The sequence below is a fragment of the Chitinophagales bacterium genome (assembly GCA_016787225.1).
In the GTDB taxonomy this organism is placed as follows: Bacteria; Bacteroidota; Bacteroidia; order Chitinophagales; family JADJOU01; genus CHPMRC01.
This window is the reverse complement of record JAEUUY010000008.1, coordinates 55,397-74,033: the sequence shown is the minus strand read 5'-3', so window position 1 is coordinate 74,033 and position 18,637 is coordinate 55,397. Positions and strand designations below refer to the sequence as shown.

13 protein-coding genes and 1 tRNA gene are annotated in these 18,637 nt (G+C 34.9%); 4 read left to right on the top strand and 10 right to left on the bottom strand.

The window, feature by feature from the left end:
- Positions 1-227: 227 nt before the first annotated feature.
- The 6 genes from JNL75_02310 to JNL75_02285 all read right to left on the bottom strand — a co-directional run bounded on the left by JNL75_02310 (position 228) and on the right by JNL75_02285 (position 5,925).
- Positions 228-303, bottom strand: a tRNA-His gene (locus JNL75_02310).
- A gap of 102 nt (positions 304-405) precedes the next feature.
- Positions 406-609 (bottom strand): hypothetical protein, encoded by a 204-nt coding sequence (locus JNL75_02305; protein ID MBL7788650.1) that lies wholly within the window; start codon positions 607-609, stop codon positions 406-408.
- 38 nt (positions 610-647) lie between these two features.
- On the bottom strand, positions 648-788 hold the full coding sequence (locus JNL75_02300) for a hypothetical protein (GenBank protein ID MBL7788649.1): 141 nt from the start codon (positions 786-788) through the stop codon (positions 648-650).
- A gap of 105 nt (positions 789-893) precedes the next feature.
- Entirely contained in the window at positions 894-2,324 is a 1,431-nt protein-coding gene (gene asnS / locus JNL75_02295) for an asparagine--tRNA ligase (GenBank protein ID MBL7788648.1), read from the bottom strand.
- 62 nt (positions 2,325-2,386) lie between these two features.
- On the bottom strand, positions 2,387-4,735 hold the full coding sequence (locus JNL75_02290; GenBank protein MBL7788647.1) for a hypothetical protein: 2,349 nt from the start codon (positions 4,733-4,735) through the stop codon (positions 2,387-2,389).
- A gap of 50 nt (positions 4,736-4,785) precedes the next feature.
- Positions 4,786-5,925 (bottom strand): acyl-CoA dehydrogenase, encoded by a 1,140-nt coding sequence (locus tag JNL75_02285; GenBank protein MBL7788646.1) that lies wholly within the window; start codon positions 5,923-5,925, stop codon positions 4,786-4,788.
- A gap of 150 nt (positions 5,926-6,075) precedes the next feature.
- Here JNL75_02285 and JNL75_02280 point away from each other — a divergent pair, with 150 nt between their 5' ends.
- From JNL75_02280 to smc, 4 genes are all read left to right on the top strand, one after another.
- The gene (locus JNL75_02280; protein MBL7788645.1) at positions 6,076-6,312 is read left to right on the top strand and encodes a ferrous iron transport protein A; all 237 of its coding nucleotides are present in this window, start codon (positions 6,076-6,078) and stop codon (positions 6,310-6,312) included.
- Positions 6,313-6,395: 83 nt separating this feature from the next.
- Entirely contained in the window at positions 6,396-8,324 is a 1,929-nt protein-coding gene (gene feoB, locus JNL75_02275) for a ferrous iron transport protein B (GenBank protein MBL7788644.1), read from the top strand.
- Positions 8,325-8,481: 157 nt separating this feature from the next.
- Entirely contained in the window at positions 8,482-9,252 is a 771-nt protein-coding gene (locus tag JNL75_02270) for a class I SAM-dependent methyltransferase (protein ID MBL7788643.1), read from the top strand.
- Positions 9,253-9,437: 185 nt separating this feature from the next.
- Positions 9,438-12,980 (top strand): chromosome segregation protein SMC, encoded by a 3,543-nt coding sequence (gene smc, locus JNL75_02265; protein ID MBL7788642.1) that lies wholly within the window; start codon positions 9,438-9,440, stop codon positions 12,978-12,980.
- 22 nt (positions 12,981-13,002) lie between these two features.
- On the opposite strand, the gene JNL75_02260 is transcribed toward smc, so the two are convergent.
- The 4 genes from JNL75_02260 to JNL75_02245 all read right to left on the bottom strand — a co-directional run bounded on the left by JNL75_02260 (position 13,003) and on the right by JNL75_02245 (position 18,625).
- Positions 13,003-13,923, bottom strand: a complete 921-nt coding sequence (locus tag JNL75_02260; GenBank protein ID MBL7788641.1) for a toxin-antitoxin system YwqK family antitoxin — start codon at positions 13,921-13,923, stop codon at positions 13,003-13,005.
- 94 nt (positions 13,924-14,017) lie between these two features.
- Positions 14,018-15,967, bottom strand: coding sequence for a DUF3857 domain-containing transglutaminase family protein (locus tag JNL75_02255; GenBank protein ID MBL7788640.1), 1,950 nt, complete (start codon positions 15,965-15,967; stop codon positions 14,018-14,020).
- A 54-nt stretch (positions 15,968-16,021) separates the two neighbouring features.
- Positions 16,022-17,203 carry a proline dehydrogenase family protein gene (locus JNL75_02250; protein MBL7788639.1) on the bottom strand — a complete coding sequence of 394 codons (1,182 nt, stop codon included), beginning with the start codon at positions 17,201-17,203 and terminating at the stop codon, positions 16,022-16,024.
- A gap of 18 nt (positions 17,204-17,221) precedes the next feature.
- Complete coding sequence (locus JNL75_02245) at positions 17,222-18,625, bottom strand: hypothetical protein (protein ID MBL7788638.1); 1,404 nt, start codon at positions 18,623-18,625, stop codon at positions 17,222-17,224.
- Positions 18,626-18,637 lie beyond the last annotated feature (12 nt).

Genomic DNA, 18,637 nt, shown 5'->3' with positions numbered 1-18,637 from the left:
TGCTATTTTTATTTCATTATTTTGCAATATACTGTGGATAAATTCCAATCGATATTTTAATAATTATTTTTTCTAAAACAAAGATGAGGCAAAAATCAATGAAAAAATAAAAGAAAAATGAGGTTTTGTTAGACGTTTTTTTCATTATACTTTTTGAAAGTTATGACTTTCAGAAAGTATAATGAAAAATTTCAAATCCTATGAGCCTTGTAAAAAAGAGAAAAGAAGGGAGATTAATGGGGCTCGAACCCACGACCCTCGGAACCACAATCCGATGCTCTAACCAACTGAGCTATAACCTCCGTTTTTATTTTAATCCGGCTATTTACCCTTCGGAACCATCCCGCACCTGCGGGACTCTAACCAACTGAGCTATAACCTCCGTTTTTATTTTAATTCGGTTATTTACCCCTCGGAACCATCCCGCACCTGCGGGACTCTAACCAACTGAGCTATAACCTCTGTTTTTATTTTAATTCGGCTATTTACCCCTTCGGAACCATCCCGCACCTGCGGGACTCTAACCAACTGAGCTATAACCTCCGTTTTTATTTTAATTCGGTTATTTACCCCTTCGGAACCATCCCGCACCTGCGGGACTCTAACCAACTGAGCTATAACTTCCGTTTTTATTTTAATTTGGCTATTTACCCCTCGGAACCATCCCGCACCTGCGGGACTCTAACCAACTGAGCTATAACCTCCGTTTTTATTTTAATTCGGCTATTTACCCCTTCGGAACCATCCCGCACCTGCGGGACTCTAACCAACTGAGCTATAACCTCCATAAATTAATTTAAGTGAAAAGTTTTAAGTGGTAAGTAAATAACCCTTCACTAAATTTTGGAGCGCAAATGTAATTAATAATTATTAATTACTAATTATTAATTGAGTTAAAATTCACAATTCCTCGGCGTACGTGCGAAAGGTATTACATCTCGGATATTACTCATACCTGTGACAAACATAACCAAACGTTCAAAACCTAAACCGAAACCTGCATGTGGATTAGTCCCAAATCTGCGTGTATCAAGATACCACTCCATCTCGTGCTGAGGTATGTGAAACTCTTCCATTTTTTTAATTAATACATCAAGGCGTTCTTCACGCTGCGAACCACCTACCATTTCGCCTATACCAGGGAATAAGATATCCATAGCAGCCACAGTTTTTCCATCATCATTGACACGCATATAGAAGGCTTTGATTTCCTTTGGATAATTTATAAGAATGACAGGTTTTTGAAAATGCTTTTCTACTAAATAGCGCTCATGTTCGCTCTGCAGATCTGCTCCAAAATCTGTGATCGGAAACTGAAACTTACCTTTTTTGTTAGGGGAAGAGTTTTTGAGAATTTCTATTGCTTCGGTATAGGTCAATCTTTCATATTCATTATCTACACAGAATTTCAATTTTTCTATCAAAGGCATAGGACTTCTCTCCTGCTGAGGTTTTTGCTTTTCTTCAGTTTCCAGTCGTTCATGTAAAAATTGTAAATCATCTGTACATTGGTCGAGAGCGTATTGAATACAATATTTTAAAAGCCCTTCCGCCAAATCCATATCTCCGTGAATATCCATAAATGCTACTTCGGGTTCTATCATCCAGAACTCTGCTAAATGTCTTGCAGTATTGCTATTCTCCGCACGAAACGTAGGTCCAAAAGTATACACCTTGCCTAGACCCATAGCCGCTAATTCTGCTTGTAGCTGACCAGAAACACTAAGGCTAGCCTTCTTTGCGAAAAAATCTTGGGAGTAATCTACTTTACCAGATTCATTCCTAGGTAAATTTTCAATATTCAAATTGGTCACCTGAAACATTTCACCTGCGCCTTCAGCATCAGATGCGGTGATAATAGGCGCATGCAAATAGAAGAATCCCTTTTCATCAAAATACTTATGGATAGCAATGGCCAGATGATGACGAACTCTAAACACTGCGCTAAACAATTGTGTTCTAAATCGTAGATGAGCATTCTCTCTCAAAAATTCTAAACTATGCTTCTTAGGTTGCATAGGATATTTCTCGGGATCTGAATCTCCGAGAACATTTACATCTTTGGCGATTAACTCAAGTGCCTGACCACTTCCCTGTGAGGCTTTTAGTTGACCCTTTACATGTAAAGCGGCACCTGTGGTGATGCGCTTTAATAAGGATTCATCTGTTTGATTAAAGTCTACCACTACTTGTAAGTTATGAATCGTAGAGCCATCATTAAGGGAAATAAACTGATTATTTCGAAATGTTCGCACCCAACCTTTAACTTCTATCTCACTACCTACAACTCCTGTGGCTAAAATGGACTTAATCTCTAATAACATATAATTTAAAATATATGCAAATGTAAGAAAAAGATGGAAACTTTACCGACTAGGATATGAATCTAGCGAATAATTGTAAAACTTGCTACTCCCTGATTTCCCTTTAACTGAGGGCGACTAGATAGGATGTAATAAACTCCAGTGGGTACTTTAAAACCATTTAATGAGCGAGTATCCCAGGTAACCCGGCTGCCATTGGCATGTCCCTGATACATGACATTACCTATGACATCTACGATTTTAAAATAAGCCCCATCTGCCAACCCATCAATAGTGATTAAGCCTTCGAAATCTCTTGGCACAGGATTGGGGATAACTCGATATGGGGAAATTCCTTCATTGATTTCTGCTGAACTGCTCTGTCCCATATAAGAAAGCAAGCCTACCTCGGTAGTAAAAAAAACTTCTCCATTCTGAGGCAGTACCAGAATATCATGCACAGATTTTACTGAAAAAGGGCTATTCAGTTTGTTTAATCGTATAAATTCATCACTCAAATACTCGTTGTTGTAAAAAATTCCATCAGAGGTTCCTATCCACATTCTATTTCCCGGATCTATAGCCATAGCAGTCACTGCAGTATTGAGGAATACACACTCTGTATACACCGTAGTATCATTCGGATTGGAGATTTGTTGTATAGGTATAGACATTCTGCATTCTCTTTCTGGATTATAAGTGCAGGTCGTCATCATCCCAACACCTTTCTCAGATCCTATCCATAAATTATTGTCCTTATCTACTGCTCCACAATAAGGTACCTTTATATCGAGCTTACAATTCTTATCTGCTATCTCTGTGTATTGTCTAACAATATCATCCGTAGTATCATTGATATCCATTTCATTAAATAATATAACCCCTTCATTTCTAGTCAGAAGCCATTTATTTCCAGTTTGATCAATAATAATTCGATAGATAGCATCTGTATTCGTGACAGAAGAAATTTTAAACCTCAACCACTTACCTTCTTTGGTCAAGCATTTTAATGGATTTGGGCTTTCATTATTAGCTATCCATATAGATTGGTCTAAGGGATTCAAGACCATGTCGCTAATTCTATAGATACTATCTTTGGTTTCCAAAGTGGAATTTCTTTTATTATATTTAATTATAGGTTGCCCCGATTTCTCAAATGCTACCCCTCCTCTGACAAAGGCTCGATACTTACCCCCATCTCGCTCTATGGTTGCTATCTCATTCGTGCAGTCTGAAAGAGAATCAAACCAAATTCCATTATTTATCCATATATACTGACCATTAGACCAGTCGGCAGGACCATAAGTAAAGTGACCATCCTTGTTTTGAGAAGCATCGAGATTTCTAGCCATTATTCCTAGATTGACGTATAGTTTATTGTTTTGATAACTCATTCGAAATGGATTATCCCATGGATAGTCGTTTAATCTATTCTTTTTTAAATCGGTTCCATTCCCATTTTCGAAAAAACCAAACCCTGTAAAATAATACTTACCATCAACTTCTTGTATATCGTTTAAATGTTCCCCTTTGGTAGTTTTTATCAATTCTATATTGACCCCATCCAATTTTAATACCTTGGAAGAATGAAGCGAATAATCCGCACGCAGTGAATCATAGATTAGAAAAATATGATTACCAATAGTACGTAACTGTTTCATTACCCTCAAAGTATCCTTAGTTATTATGGTATTTGAGCTGGTTCCATCAAATTCTACCAAGGTATACTTTGACATCCAAAATAGCTTATTTGATAGTAGCCCAGACCGCATAAATGTATCGTTAGGGATAATGCTTAAAGGATTTGACCAGTTTGCAAAGTCCTTCAAATTGATAGCAGGCTTTATTTCACCTACCTTAATTCCAAGATCAGTGGATGCATAAATTTTATTATCCTTTATTTCCATGGTGTGCACAGCTAGATTTTGTCCACCAGGTCCTATGATATAACTATCTTCGATTTCATTACGATCATAATTATAAACTATAAGTCCTAGTTTGGAACAAAAATAGGCTCTATCTCTATAAAACTTAATCTGGGTAATAGTCTTATCAGCTACGACTAATTTGTTATAGACATCGAAGTTGGATGTAATGATTCTTCGTCCATTTTGGAAACTAATAATATCCATCATGGAATTTTCATAGACGATAAATAATTTCTTTGCCTTTTCTCCGTAGGCAATTGTAGAAATAGCATAATCGGCCAGTCCATTGGTTCGATCAAGGTTGGCTACCTCCAGTGGATTTACCTTTAGATCAAATAAAAGACGCTTAGCATTCACTATAAGGTTTTTATCTACCTTTTCTAGTTCCAGAAATTCACTTCTATTGGCATAATACCGCCATGTACCCACTTCCCGGAACTGACCAAAAAGTGACGGACATAACAATATATATATATATAGTAAAAAACTTGAGCGCAGCTGCATCGTTTTGAATTAGTCTAACGCACTCTTAACGTATAAAATCAAAAAATAGTTTAAGCTAAGACACCTCTAGATATGACTATTTTCTGAATTTCAGAAGTACCTTCATAAATTTGAGTAATCTTGGCATCACGCATCAATCGCTCTACATGGTATTCTTTGACATAACCATAACCACCATGTATCTGCACGGCTTCTACGGTTTGTTCCATAGCTACTTTACTGGCATACAGCTTCGCCATAGCAGACGCTTGTGAATAATCCTTACCTTCATCTTTTAACTTAGCGGCTTTATAGACTAATAGTTTAGCAGCCTCAATTTCGGTAGCCATATCTGCTAATTTGAATTGTATAGCTTGAAGTTTAGAAATTTTATCACCGAATGCACTTCTTTCTTTCGCATAGGCTACTGAACGCTCGAATGCCCCCATAGCTATACCTAGTGCTTGAGCTGCGATACCAATGCGTCCTCCATTTAAGGTAGACATAGCAAATTTGAATCCAAATCCATCTTCTCCTATTCTATTGGCTTTCGGAACTTTTACATCGTTAAATAGCAGTGTATTCGTATCACTTGATCTTATTCCAAGTTTATTTTCTTTAGGACCTACTACAAAACCTTCCATTCCTTTTTCAACTATCAACACATTGATTCCTTTATGTTTCAATTCAGGATTCGTCTGAGCTATCACCAGATAAGTAGAGGCTTGTGTTCCATTAGTGATCCAATTTTTTGTACCATTGAGAAGATAGTAGTCTCCCATATCCACGGCTGTCGTTTTCTGGCTCGTAGCATCACTACCAGCCTCCGGCTCAGACAAACAAAAAGCTCCGAGCTTTTCGCCACTAGCTAATGGTTTGAGATATTTCTCTTTTTGTTCTTCATTGCCATATTTTTCCAGTCCATAGCACACGAGTGAATTATTGACACTCATAGCCACTGAGCATGAATTATCTATTTTCGAAATTTCTGTCATGGCAATAACATACGATAGAGAATCCATACCTGAACCTCCATATTTTGGATCTACCATCATACCCATAAGACCTAGTTCTCCCATTTTTTTTAGATACTCGGTGGCCATGATTTGGTGTTCGTCTCGCTCTATAACGCCAGGTAAAAGTTCGTTCACAGCGAAGTCTCTCGCCATTTTCTCTATCATTAAATGCTCTTCGCTCAATTCGAAATTCATATCAAAAAAATAATTAATTTGTACCTGACAAATATATGTAAAAAAACTTATTCTAAATTCTAATCAATCAACGAAGTTAAATAAGATAAAAATTAAAATAAACGAAAATTTTATTTAGAATCTCTCTAAATAGCCTTATATTTGCCCCTAATGACTTTAAACGAAATCCCAGTCGGCGAATCTGCTATTATCAAGTCTTTATTGAACAACGAGTTTATGTTAAAGCTGGTTGAGATTGGTTTTTATGAAAATAAAATGCTGACCGTAGAGGCTAAGTCTATTGGAAATGATCCTATCTGTGTAAGCCTAGGCAATAGTAAAATAATGCTGAGAGAAAAAGAGGCCAAAGGAGTGGTGGTGAGACGCTGTGAAAATGTGGAGATATGATGATTCATTTGAAAATTAGTCAATTTGAAAATGTTTTTTTATCCTACTGTGACTGACTACTTATAACTGACCACTATTAAACTGTGACGGAAATAAAAAAAATACTTCTTATTGGCAATCCTAATTCAGGGAAATCCTCCTTGTTCAATCAGTTGACGGGAATATTTCAAAAAGTGGCGAACTATCCTGGAGTAACCACTGAAAAGAAATCAGGCAAGCTAAAAATCAATGAACAGGAGTATGAGTTGATTGATTTACCTGGTTGCTATTCTCTTTATCCAAATTCCATAGATGAAAAAGTAGTCATTGATGAATTGATAAATCATCACAGCGAGCTCATCATCTTTGTAGCAGATGCTAGTAATTTACAGCGAAGCCTCTTATTATACACCCAAGTTGCAGACTGTTATTTGCCGAATATTGTAGTGATTAATATGGTCGATGAACTCCAACGAAAAGGTGAAATAATAGATGCCGATTTCTTAAGTAAAGAACTAGGAGTACCAGTTTTTTTAACCAATTCAAAACAAGGAGTAGGAATCGATAAAATCAAAGATTTTATTAGCAAACAAAACTTCAAGGCGTCGAGTAGTTTCTTTGGAAATGCCGAATTATTTGAAAACAAAACCAATGATAATGCCTTGAACTACAGAGAATGGCAACAGTATGTCTATGAAACACCAAATAATGCCATCATAGAAAACACTAAACGTAAAGAAATAATATTTCGATACAATAAAATTGAGAGTATTCTGCAATTAACTACCAAAAAGACATCGAAAGCTTTCCAAAGAATTAAATGGACAGATAAAATTGATAAATGGGTGATACACCCAATACTCGGATATTTGATTCTTTTCATCATTTTATTTATTGTATTTCAAACCTTATTCACCATTGCAGCCTATCCCATGGAATGGCTAGATATGCTATTTGGATTTATCTCTGCTAGCCTAAATCAATTTGAAAATCCGAAGTGGTTTATTGAATTCTTAGCGGAAGCTGTTGTCCCTGGAATTGGTGGTGTTCTCATTTTTATACCGCAAATAGCTCTACTTTTCTTTCTTAACACCTTCCTTGAAGAAAGTGGGTATATGGCAAGAATTGTTTTTCTTATGGATAAGTTTATGAGACGATTCGGATTGAGTGGCAAAAGTATTCTGCCCCTCCTTTCTGGTAACGCTTGCGCTATTCCAGCTATTGCTTCTACAAAAGCTATTCCTACTCAAAAAGAAAGGTTGATAACCATATTAAGCATACCATTTATGACTTGTTCGGCACGCTTGCCAGTATATGCTCTACTTATATCTATTACTATTCCATTAAAATATCAGGGTATTTCGTTATTGGGTCTATATATATTGGGTATTGTGTTCGCCTTAGTTTTTGCTTGGGCTCTCGATAAATTAATTGATACCAAAGAGAAAAGTTTTTTAATTATGGAGCTACCTCCATATCGATTACCTTCGTTTAGAAATTTATTGACCAATATAAAAAATGCTGTAGTTCCATTTGTCAAAACTGCAGGGAAATTTATACTTTCTATTTCAATCTTGCTTTGGTTTTTAGGTTCCTTTCATTTCAATGATGAAAAAATAGAAAAGGTAACTATTGAGCACTCCGTTTTGTCCGATATCGGAAAAACGATAGAGCCTGCAATTAAGCCACTTGGTTATGATTGGAAAATAGGAATTGCATTACTATCTTCATTTGCAGCACGTGAGGTTTTTGTTTCTACCTTAGCTACATTATATCATATAGATTCAGAAGAGGATGGAACAATTTTTGAAAGTATAAAAGGTCAAAAAAATGCTACAACTAATGAACCAGTATATACTTTAGCAGTGGGTATATCTTTGCTTTTATTCTATGCATTTGCTCTTCAGTGTATGAGCACACTAGCAGCTATGAAGAAGGAGACAGGGAGCTGGAAATATCCTTTCATCTCTTTTTCAATTATGTTAACCTTAGCCTATTTAAGCGCTCTATTGGCATACAAAATTTTAAGCTAAACGAAGCTTAGTTAAAGTATTTAAATGATAGCTGAATATTAAAGAATGACTATCAACTTATACCGACGATACATTGAAAATAGTCCAATAATAGTTGTTAGATTTCAATGTATGTCGGTATTATACCAAAATCATTTGGACCATATTTAAATTATAAATGGTATTATATCAAAATACGGCTCAATTCTATGATGGTGGAAACAATAGAAATCTCAAAGAAGATATTTCATTCTATGAACATTATATTCAAAAAGGTAGCCGTATACTCGATGTAGGGTGTGGAACGGGAAGAGTCGCTTTGGCGCTAGCCCATTTGCCTATTGAAATTATAGGGATAGACTATTCTCAAGCTATGCTGCACATATTTCGTGAGAAAGTAGAAGGTAAGGAGTTTACAGCTAAAATTGAATTTCAATTAGCCAACATGGTACAGTTTGATTTAAACCAAAAATTCAATTTAGTCATTTTTCCCTTTCGAGTATTTCAAGCCTTAACAAGTATAGGAGATAAAATTAGATGTCTACAAACTATTAAAAACCACTTAGCAGAAAATGGTAGAATCATTATCAATGCATTTGATCCCAATTTTGAAATATTAAATGATAATAAGAACAAAAGAAGCTTGGATTATGAATACTTCGACCCCAACCTATTATCTACTGTACAAAGATATTCCGAGATAGAATGGGTTGATTTTGAAAGACAAATTCTAAGAACAAAATATGAATTCGAGGTAACTAATCTAGAAGGTGAATTAAGCCAATTTCACGAACATATTGAACTAGGATTCATGACCAAACAGCAAATGGATGAGCTTTTTCTTGAAAATAACTTAGACATAGAGAAATTATATAATTGGTGGGATTTCAGTCCGTATCAAGAAGGAGTTAAAAGAGAATTAATTTATGTTTTGAAAACAATCGAATAGCTTTTTCCACATATTTTCTACAATACTGCTAAAAATAATGTTGATAAGCTAGATTTTATTGCTTCTTAGTTAAATTTTTATCGAAATATTCCTACTATTGCCTAAAATAATAGATAGAATAAGAACTATCTTACTAATGCTGCTCTTTTGAAGCATGGCATACATAAAATTAATTTAGATATAAGGTGAAATTAAAGCGTTTAGAGGTTAAGGGATTTAAAAGTTTTGCGGATAAAACTACCGTACACTTCAATGATAATATTACTGGAATAGTAGGTCCGAATGGCTGTGGTAAATCCAATATAGTAGATGCTATCAGATGGGTATTAGGCGAGCAGAAAACATCTCAGCTCAGATTAGAAAAAATGGATAATGTTCTGTTTAATGGAACGAAATCAAGAAAGTCAAGTGGGCTAGCCGAAGTTTCGCTGTCATTTGATAATACGAAGAATATTCTTACCACAGAGTTCCAGGAAGTGACCATTACTAGACGTCTCTATCGCACTGGTGAGAGCGAATACAGAATCAACGATGTCACATGTAGATTAAAAGATATTCATAATCTATTTATCGACTCTGGTATTGGTAGTGATAGCTATGCTATTATCGAACTAGGTATGGTTGATGAAATTTTACAAAATAAAGAGCAATCCAGAAAGCGACTCTTTGAACAAGCATCGAGCATCAGTAAGTATAAAATCCGAAAGAAAGAATCTTTGCAGAAGTTGAAAGCGACAGAAGAAAATCTCGAAAGATTAAAGGATATTCTAGCTGAGATCGAATCCAATATGAAAACATTAGAGACTCAAGCCAAACGAGCAGAGCGATACTATCAAATCAAAGAGGAATACAAGACGTATTCTTTAGAATCTATCAAGTATCAAGTTAGTAATTATAAAACGAGCTATAATACTCTATTTGCCGATAAGCAAAAAGAACAAGACAAAAAGAATGAGATAGAAACAATGATACAGTCTCGAGATGCGGAGACCCAGAAACTGAAACTAGAACTTGTCACCAAAGAGACAAGACTGACTGAAGTGCAGAAAAAAGTCAATGATCTTATAGGAGGAATAGGTAGAAATGAAAATGAACGCAACCTTCTTCGTGAGCAGATATCGAATCTTTCAAAAAATAATGAGCAGATAAAAATTCAGATTCAAGAAGCACAATCGGAAATTGAACGCGTCAATATATCTCTTAGAGAGCTCAATGATGTCGTGGCAAAGTCTCAAGAAAAGTTTAATTCTGTAGAGATAGAAAGAAAGGCTATACAAGAAGAATTAGATGCCAATGAAAAAACATTTTTGGAAAATAAATCTGTGGTAGATCAAGACAAGAATCTTTTCACAGAAACACAGAAACAGGTGTATGAGTTAGATAAGAATAAATCTGTACTACAGTCTCAAATTTTACTAGCAGAGGAAAATAGATTAAAAATTGAAAATGAATATGAAGGGCTGTATTTAGAAAGAGAAACGCTCGACAATGCTTTCAATCTCATCACGCAATCAAAGGATAATTTAGAGTCAGAACTTCAAAAATTGACTCAAGAAGAAGAAGTCAATAAAACAACGATTGAAGAAAAAAATGAACAGGTCAATCAGAAAAAGATAGAGCTCAATCAGGTTCATAGAAAAAATGATAGCAAGAAAAACGAATATAACCTTCTGAAATCAATGATTGACAATCTAGAAGGATTTCCAGAAAGTATTAAATTTCTTAAGAAAAATGTATCTCTCTTTGAACATAAAAATGTTTTCTCTGACCTCATAGTATGCGAAGAGAAATATAAGATAGCCATAGAGGGATTGATAACCGGATATGGCAATTATTTTATTGTAGATACACTATTCGACGCCCAACTTTCAATTCGCAAATTAAAAGAACAGAATGCAGGTAAAGTAGGCTTATTTGTCATGGAATTGGTCAAAAAAATATCTACACCTTCTCCAAAATCATTTAAGAACTTGATTCCGGCTGCAGAGGTTGTAAAACTAGATAAACAATATGAGGCTTTAGCTTCCTATTTATTTCATAATATTTATTTCGCAGAAAATATCGAAGAACTGAACCTAGCCGAATTTGAAAATGAAAATATCAAGATCATTGATCTACAAGGAACAGCCATTTTGGATAAACATGCTTTGTACGGAGGTTCTGCCAGTTTATTTGATGGTGCCCAAGTAGGAAGAAGTAGAAATCTAGAAGCATTAAATGCCGAAATCATAGAACTGGACAAAGAAGTAGCAATAGTCGAAAAGCAACACAATACCTTGCTCAAAGAAATAGAAGATCTCAAAACCAAAACCAAGGTTAAAGAAATAGAAGAATTGCAAGCAAAGTTTTCTAGTGTCAAAGATGAGTTTGCTAAAAAATCGGTAATGGTAGAGCAAACCAAAACAAGACTCATGCATATAGAGGAGAAAAGAGTAGAATTAGCTGATAGTAAAATATCAAATGAAGCAGCTCTTCAGAAGATAGAACTAGAACATAAAGAGCTAGTAAATAGTCTTGATGTGCTGAAAGATAAGAACGATCAAAACCAATTAGCATTAGAAGCCTATCTGGCCAAATACAATGAAATAAAAGAAAAGGCAAATAAAATCGATGTGGAATACAATACGCTTCACATCACTATTATGCAGCAGAATCAGCAGATTTTATTCTTTACTAAACAGTTAGATACTTTAAATAATAACGTCATTCAATTTCAAAATAAAATTGAAAGTCAGTATAAAGAGGAGGCAGAAAAGACAGAATTGCTTTCCAAAATGGAAATGGATATTCTCTCCAATTATACCGAAAGAGATAGTCTAACATTAAGTGTACAAGAGGCGGAAAAAGATTATTTCACTTCTCGAAATCTAGTAGCAGAGCAGGAAAATGCTATTCGTGAGATCCAAAGTCAACTGACCCGCCAAACAGAAATCGTATATTCCTATGATTCAAAACTACAAGAAATGCGTATTCAATTACAGTCTATCAAAGAGCGATTGAAAATTGAATTCGAAATGGAATTAGATGAATTTATCAATTCAGACTTGACAGTATCTATACCTCAAGAAGAGGTAGAAACTAAATTAGCTCATTTTAAAAAGAGACTAGATACCTATGGAGAGATCAATCCTATGGCTATAGAGACCTACAACGAAATGAAAAAGCGCTATGACTTCTTAGTAGAGCAGAAAGAAGATGTACTGGCAGCTAAAAATGACTTATTAGAAACAATCAAGGAAATAGATGCGAATGCGAAGGAGCGTTTCTTAGAGTCTTTCGATAAAATCAGAGAGAATTTCATCAAAACCTTCCGCATCTTATTTACCGAAGATGACGATTGTGATTTGATACTTGTTGATCCTGAAAATCCTATTGATTCGGATATAGAGATTATAGCTAAGCCTAAAGGGAAGAAACCACTTACTATCAACCAGCTTTCGGGAGGTGAGAAGACACTCACGGCAACTGCTCTTCTCTTTTCGCTTTATCTCTTGAAGCCTGCACCATTCTGTATATTCGATGAGGTAGATGCACCTTTGGATGATACGAACATAGCTAAATTCAATAAAATCATTGAAGAGTTTTCTAAGAACTCACAATTCATTATCGTCACACACAATAAGCAAACGATGGCGAGTGTAGAAGTTCTCTATGGTGTCACCATGATAGAACAAGGTGTTAGTAGAGTAGTTCCTGTCGATTTTAGAACCTTGGCGGAGAGTGCGTAGTTCGATAGAAGAATCAAAATAATTATTCATCAATCATAACACTCCCTAAATCCTTATTCATAGCATTGTCCTCTTTATAAAAAATCTTCATTACTTTTCCATCTGGGAAATACCTTATCCATTCTCCATCTTTTTTCCCTTTGACAAAGTTTCCTACAAAAATAAGTTCACCTTTATCGTTAAAAAAATGCCATGCCCCTGTTTTTTTTCCAGAAGAATAATTGCCATAATATGACAATTTGCCATTATAATGAAACCCTCTAGCTCCTGCTAATTCTCTGTCAACGAAAGAATCAATTTCAGTCAAGTTTCCAAACTCATTATAATGAACCCAAATACTATCCTTTTTATCAATCACGAATTTCCCTTTTCCTTGAACAGAGTCATTATTAAACCAATATATCCAATAGCCATCTAGCTTGCCCAATGTAATATTACCAAGTGCTTTCTTTTTACCATTTTCATGGTATATTGTCCAAACCCCCTCTTCGAATCCATTAACGAATAGGCCTTCCGAGATCTTTACGCCCTTCTCTGACCATGTGCTGGATTCTCCATTCTTTTTACCATCAACATATATTGCCTTACGCTTAACATTACCATTATCATAAAAAGCAGTGAGAAGTCCATTTAATTTACCATTAGAATAAAACGATTCCTCAGACTTGTTACCATTCTCATAAAAAAACACAAAACTTCCTTCCTTAGTAGTCATTTTTTTATCACTATAAGCCCCTATCATTTGCAATACACCGCTCATAAAATAATCGTATGCCTCCCATTTGCCTTCCTCATTTTTAAACGCAATTCTATAATACGCAGCCTCTTCCCTAGTTTTGACCTCTTTCCAGTTCTTATCATACAAAACATTTATTGTGTCTTGAGAATAGAAATTCGATACAAAAAAACATTGCATACTTACAAAAAATAAAAGTCTCTTCATTCAGATATAGGTTTTTAGTTAATTAGCAAACTCTCACATAACTATTTAATAAAAAGAGAGTACCAAGTCCTTACTATGTAATAAAAATTTTGGACTACTTTTTAAAATAAAATACTGTTGGTAGCTCATTGGCTATTTTCTCTTTTTCATTGCAAGTTTCAACCAATTCTAGTGGTGTCAAAATTGATTTATTAGTACTATAATTATATAAAATTTCAATTCTATTCGCGCTCAATTGTCTTGTCCTTTTAATAATAGTATAGCTCGAAGTTACCCATTTTTTATAATCATCCATTATCAAAATCTCCTTAGGGAAATTAAAGATATATTCATACTCCATCTCAAACGGGTAAGGCAATCCATAATTATTCTTTCTTTTACTACAATCATAATCATTTAACAATTGATAAACAGAAAGCGGCTCAAAATGATAATACCAATGACCAGATAATCCAGAAGACTTCAACTCATTACCATCTTTCCAGACTTTATCAAGTGAAAACTTATATTTGCAGGTAATTTCATTTTTATCAATGCTATCTATATAATTTGGGGCTTCAAGTTCTTGAATTCCAGTATACTTAAGTCTTAATTCTTTTGAAATTAAATCTGTCGCATCATCTTTTGGCTGCAATTGAATATACATTCTTCTCATATCAGCATTAAGACCAAAGCGTTTCGATTGCATTTCCAATATTACTGGATCCATGAATGACTTAATAAAAAATTCATCCTTAAAATATGTTCTATCATTTTTTTTCGAACTCATTGAAATTAGACTATCAGATTCCAAGCCAACAACCAAGACTTTGCCATAATCAAATATTCCAGTACGCCTAAAGTCTCCCCCCTGTTGAGATATTGTTGGATCTATATAATAAACTGTATCATTAAATTCAAATCTTACAATACAATGATCAAAAACCTGATTGGATGGAGGTAGATTGGCTAGTTCTTTAACAAAAGTTGTGTTCACAAGCACAGGATAAGATTTTTCTATTCCAATATGTCTGAGTAAATGTACGAATAAATTTGATTTGTCCTTACAATCGCCAAATCGCCTTTTCACAACGGTATCAGGGTGAAAAGGTTTTATACTCCCTATTCCTGATTCTATTCCCATGTATCGAATTTCATCTTGTACATAGTTTAATAATTTATTTATCTTATTCTCTTGTGATTCGGTTCCATCAAACAATTCCTTAAAGACAATGTCAAGGTGAGGTTTATCATTTACATTAAAAACATTTTTTGCCCATTCCCCTACTTCTCTCCAGCTATTAATACTAGATACGGTGAAATAACCACATGGAATGAAACCTGGCGGTAGATTATTTTCTAAATCAAGTTTTTTTGTATTCCTCTTCATTAATTCAAGTATTTTATAATTACCTTCAACCTTAGAGGATAAAACTTGAGCACTATCACAACGAGTGCAATCATATTTATATTCTTTATCAGAATTGTACAGCACTCTGATACTAAAAAAATCTATCTTAAAATCGTCCTCTAATAGCATGAATAAAAACTTCTCGTCGTTGAAAATAGGATTAATGCCATAAGTAGAGTATCCAAAGTCAATAACATCATCCTTCCTTATATCATCTAAGTTGCTATATACAGTTATTTTTCCATAGTATAATCCATCTGCCAATTTATCCTCGTTGTTTAAGATTTTGAACGATAAATCTTGAGTTCTATCAATTTTTTTCCCCTTTCGCCAGATATATAAATGATGAATTTTTAACTTCTCGTAAGACGTATCTATTGCAACAGTAAGTTGAGAAGCTTCAGTAATTCCTGAATATGAAACAACCTTTATTGCTTTATGTGTATAAGCAATATTCTCACTCAAATTAAATTGCAAGTCTGAAACGGCTAGATTGTAACCATTACCACTAGTTTCTGCACTTAAAGTTTCCAGCGAAATGGTGTCTAGTTTAATTTCTTTTACCCAATTAGGAGTAGGTTCCTTAACATAGACCTGAGAATTTAACCTTGAAATAGCACTAATAATTGCAATAAATATACTGACATATCTCATAGAATTCTCTTGCTGATATTTTTAACTTACTAATTTTTTCCTTGCAATAATAAATTATAAATTCCTTCTATTCAATTCTTTCTCCAATAACAGCAACTCTCTACTCGTCTGCCCTTCTACAGAAGTATTTTCTTGTGCCCGACGAATAAGATAAGGAATCACTTCTTTCACTGGACCGAAAGGCATATACTTTGCCGTATTCATGCCTAAGGCTGAGAGATTGTAAGTGATATTATCACTCATGCCAAGTAGTTGAGAAGAATTGACATGTTTATGATTCAAGGGAATATTTTTCTCCATTAATAGTTCATAATACAATTTATTCGAAGCTTCATTGTGTGAAGCACAACATAGGGAAATAGTTGTTACATTCTCTACAGCATATCGTACAGCTCCATCGAATTCTCGATCTGAAGCTTCTTTAGTATTATTGATTGGAGATTTCTTGCCGAGTTTTACATAGTAATCGTTTTCTTTTTCTACATAAGCTCCACGAACTATTTTGGCTCCGAGGATATAACCCTTTGACAACGCCCGCTGGTGTGCTTTCTTAAAGTCCTCTAATTTATCACTGCGATACAACTGATAAGTATTGAAAATAAAGGCTTCATCTTTATTGTATTTCTCCATCATTTCATCGACCAGCTCATCGATACTATCCTGGAACCAGCTCTCCTCAGCATCTACATAGAGGTGCACATCACAGTCCACAGCTTCACTGCATAATTTATCTATGTATGACTTCGCTTGAAGATATTCCTGCTGTTCTGCTGGTGTCAATTCTTGCTTAGCTTGTAGCTTTACCCATACATCAGTGTGCGCGAAGCCAGTAAATTTCAAACACATAGCACGGACGGAAGGGTTTTCCTTAGCAAAATGAATTGCATTCAATGTTTTTTCATAGGTATCTCTATAACCAGAAGCATCTTCTAATCCTTCCACACTGTAATTCAGAAGAACTTCAATATTATTGTTCTTCAATCGGTTAATCAATGGAATGGACTCATCTAAAGACTCTCCGCCACAAAAATGAGAAAAAATAGTATTCTTGATGATTCCTTGAATAGGAAAGTTGAGCTTGAGCATAGAATGAATGACTGAATTGCCTATACTCACGAGCCAGTTTATACTCATCATTCTAAAGAGCCAATAGGCTTTGCGCAATTCACTATTAGATAAGTATGCATAAGCTACTTCTGTGTTTTCAAAGGAGATTTTGGGCTGGGGGTCGGACATCTAATTTTAAATTTTGAATTAAATTGAATGTAAAAACGAACAAACTTTATCTAAAATATCTTTCACCTTGTCATTAGACTCTGCTTGACAATATACGCGCAATACTGGTTCGGTGCCGCTGGCTCGAATCATCAATACACGCTCGCCTTCAAGGTGATATTTAAAGCCATCTATAGTTTCAGTCAGCTCTACAGGAATATTTGCAAGTGATTTTATCTCAGTGGTATTGCAATAATTCAGAATCGCTTGCTTTTTTTCTTCTGTCAATTTCAAATCATTTCTGCCATAAGAAAATGCGCCCACCACAGCGTTTATGTCCTCAATAAATTGCTCTAGGGTTTTACCCGTTCTGGCTAAATAATCGATTACGATAAGTGCATCCCAGATACCATCGCGCTCGGGTATATGACCTGCTACAGAAATACCTCCACTCTCTTCACCGCCTACAAGTACTCCACCTTCTTGGATAATTTCTGCGATATATTTAAACCCGATTTTAGTTACTTCGATAGGTAAGCCAAATGCCTCACACATCTTTTTAATCTTAGGTGAAACAGAGAATGCTACGACCACCTTACCACTCATCCCTTTATCCTTATGAAGAATATAGATTAGCATAAGAATAATCATATGTGCATCTATGTAATTACCATTTCTATCCATTAAGGCTATTCTATCAGCATCTCCATCATTGACAAAAGAAACATCGATGTCACCTTTTGATTTTAAAAATTCTGAAAAGTCTTTTAAATTTCCTGGAATAGGTTCAGGAGCTATATGATTAAAATTAGGATTCCATTCACAGTTAAAATGAACAGCATTCGGCAGTATGTCTGGAACAATGCTCTGCCCAGCCCCAAACATGGCATTATAGCCGATTTTTAATTGAGATTGATTAATTTTATCTAAATCAAAATAACTACGAACCCTTTCCAAATAAAGTGTTCTGAAATCTTTATACTCCAAAAATCCATTTGACTTTATCACATCTAAAGAAACCTCAGTATAATTATAGAACTCGGGAATCATATCTTCAACTTCCTGCACTTGACTAGGTGGTGTAGGTCCGCCAAAACTCGATTTGAGCTTATATCCATTATAAGAAGGTGGATTATGACTCGCCGTGACCATGACGCCTATATCTGCTTTATATTCATTGCAAGCCAGTGATAGCATAGGAGTAGTGCATATATTATCATAAAACACAACTTTGACGCCCTTTGAATACATGACTTGAATGATGGTTTCGGCAAACATATTTCCACCAAAACGGCAATCAAATCCCAATGCAAGAGTGGGTTTAGGATTTGATTTTAAAATAAAATCAGCTGTAGCTGCAGCTACCCGAGCTACATTGTCTACTGTGTAATCCTTAGCTATTATAGCCCTCCAACCATCTGTCCCAAACTTGATTTTATACATAATCTTCGTGTT